Source organism: Paenibacillus sp. P4_A7 (assembly GCF_056402455.1).
Map to the genome: position 1 here is coordinate 1 of NZ_JBFUHJ010000622.1, position 2,581 is coordinate 2,581.

The following is a 2,581-nucleotide window of genomic DNA, read 5'->3' on the forward strand; positions in this document are numbered from 1 at the left end:
AAATAACCGCGTTCAAGTGCAGCTCGCCCAAACCCGCACTTCTTGTTTTTTCACGAAAGTTTCTTAGAGCCTGAGCCGTCTTTTCTATACCGCCCAATCCCTCCACCAGCCGCATCAGCTCATATACGGAAAAGTACAGTCCGCCATCTACTCGCCAATAAGTCGACTGGTTGAAATAATGAGCAATGATATGATCAGTCGCAGCTTCGAACGTATCTCGGTTAACAGTTCCCGGAACGAGCACCGTCGGATCAGTGCTTCGTTTATACGGGTGAATGTTCATCCAGTCATGATTGGCCCACATCAGAGCAAACTTTAATCTGTCCTTGTTAGCAGCATGCATATAACCTTTATCCAGTGCGCCATTCAGGTAAGCGCCATCTTCATACCAGTACCAATCATAAATAAAAGTATTTATGCCGTGGTCGGTTGCGGCTGCGATTTGTTTCTCTGCTGTTTCAGGCTTGGATTCATCTAAATAACCCCATAGAGGTTCTTTTGGCTGCTGATGTCCTGGGAAACGCGGACGAGCTTGCTTAACTAACTCCCATTCTGTCCAACCAGCTCCGTGCCACCTCTCATTGCGGGCATCCACATGATAATTCGGAAAATAATAAACTGCAATCTCATAAGGGCTGTTTATCAAATCTTTCATTCATACATTACTCCTCTTCATTAGATGTTCACTATCTAAGTGACATCATACTGCTCAAAGAGTCTGACGTATTTGTTGTAAATGTAGAAAGATGTGTATCTAATGAAGAATGTAAATTTAACTTTCTTTATAGGAAGAGGAATTTATCCTTGCTGTCCTTTATCATTAAGCGTATATCTTTGCAAGGTTTCCCTATAATGTTTAGGAGATAGCCCCTCTATTTTTTTGAACAGTTTACTGAAATGATGAATGTCAGAATAACCTACCTTTTCCGCGATCTCACCAATCGAAAACTGCTCCTTAAGCAGCATTTCCTTGGCCTTACTTACGCGTAAAAGAGTCAAATATTCGACGGGTGTGCGTCCAGTTGCTTGCTTGAATAGATTCCGCAAATAATTTGGGGCTAAGAAGACTGATTCCGCAAGTCCTTCGAGATGCAGCGGCTCAGAATAATGAGTTTCCATATTAGCGATCACCTGAGAGATTTCAGTACGCATTGGAAATGAGGGTCTTTCCACGCCTTCTTCTATCACGATATTGCTTGTCATTAATGATAATATCTCCAAAAGGCAGGAACGCAGAACTAGCGGATAGCCATAACGCTTTGCTGTAAACGCATTCAACATTCGACGGAAAAGGATGGCAAAAGCCGTTGGCTCCCTAACACTCATTACATAAGGAAAGCTAACTTCGCCCCATTCTGTGCTGGGCCGTTCGGCTAGATCCTCTCGATCCGGAATTCGATCCAACCGTTGATAATCATGCTGCAGATAAACATCATCAGCCGAAAAATCCAATTCTTCCCCCATATAGAACGGGTCAAAATGCACTGCAAAATAGTGAAATACTTGTCCCGTTGGTACTCTGCACGAATGCCGAACATGAGGAGGCATCAGATGAACATCGCCGGCGCGAAGCTGAAAAGGCTGCCCTTCAATCATATAGTCACATTGGCCCTTCAGCACATAAATGATTTCATGATCGTAAATTACCCGAGGAGGAACCCGATAATCGTCACCGTCTGAAATTTCCTGAATGTACCGAACATAAGGGGCCAACGACTGGAAATTCACAGAGTACGAAATTAATCGATTCAACATTCATCTCCCCCTTTGATCAGAATTTATGGATTAAATAACGAGTATGTAGCCATGAAATGGCTGGGTAGAGGGTTATTTGAATCATATGCAAGACCATATTTATCGGTACAGGTACAATTCATTTTGGAGCAGAATTTGTGGTTTTTTTCTACAAGAGGGTGGTATGAAAGAAACTAGGTTTTTATTTAGATACATATAGAACATGTGTAGGCMAATTGAGAGATGAACTGTTACCATTAGAAGAATTAGCAAAAACATGGAATTTTACGTATGATATTATTTTTGTATTGCGTGTTTTACCTGCGAGTCATGGTCGAAAAACATTTAGACTATTTGATAGCAGGGATAATTCTCTAAGATTAGACATTAGCATAATCTATGAGCAGTATCAACTGAAGTCTAGAAACGAACAACTTGAGGCATTATGTATTTATCTCTATAAATATATGTCGGAGTCTGTTGCTAAATATAAAAAGTATGCAGATATGGAAACACAAAACCGATTTTTAGCCAAGGTAAAAATTGGATGAACACATCGATTCTAATTTTTCTTCTGATAGGTTGTGTTATCCTCGGCAGCTTCCGCCAATTTAATTGCCTGCTTCAGGCAACGCTCCCCTTGCTCCAACTTGCCAAAATCCAAATAGTGCAGCTCCTTGTGTAGTTCGTTTTCGGAATGGATCGAAAGTACATCAGGACTTTACAGCTGCTTTTCACTATTGTATAAAGCAACATCCTGTTCACGCCGAGGTTAGTAATGGGATATAATAAAGTTTGATCAAAGAACGTGAGAGGAAGTTCATGACGCCGCCGCTTCGGTATGCAC

General features: G+C 41.4%; 3 protein-coding genes. 1 reads left to right on the plus strand and 2 read right to left on the minus strand.

The genetic code is table 11. From position 1 onward, the window contains the following. Together AC1DWN_RS32070 and AC1DWN_RS32075 are read right to left on the minus strand one after the other, a co-directional pair. A partial coding sequence (locus AC1DWN_RS32070; protein WP_477562895.1) for a glycoside hydrolase family 99-like domain-containing protein occupies nucleotides 1–655 on the minus strand: 655 nt, incomplete at its 3' end. A 143-nt stretch (nucleotides 656–798) separates the two neighbouring features. Further along, nucleotides 799–1,755 (minus strand): helix-turn-helix transcriptional regulator, encoded by a 957-nt coding sequence (locus AC1DWN_RS32075; RefSeq protein ID WP_477562896.1) that lies wholly within the window; start codon nucleotides 1,753–1,755, stop codon nucleotides 799–801. Between the two features lie 215 nt (nucleotides 1,756–1,970). Here AC1DWN_RS32075 and AC1DWN_RS32080 point away from each other — a divergent pair, with 215 nt between their 5' ends. Next, entirely contained in the window at nucleotides 1,971–2,285 is a 315-nt protein-coding gene (locus AC1DWN_RS32080) for a hypothetical protein (protein ID WP_477562897.1), read from the plus strand. Nucleotides 2,286–2,581 lie beyond the last annotated feature (296 nt).

Bases quoted from the DNA above. Each gene is read 5' to 3' on its own strand.
- AC1DWN_RS32075 (WP_477562896.1), bottom strand. From the start codon at position 1,755: ATGTTGAATCGATTAATTTCGTACTCTGTGAATTTCCAGTCGTTGGCC.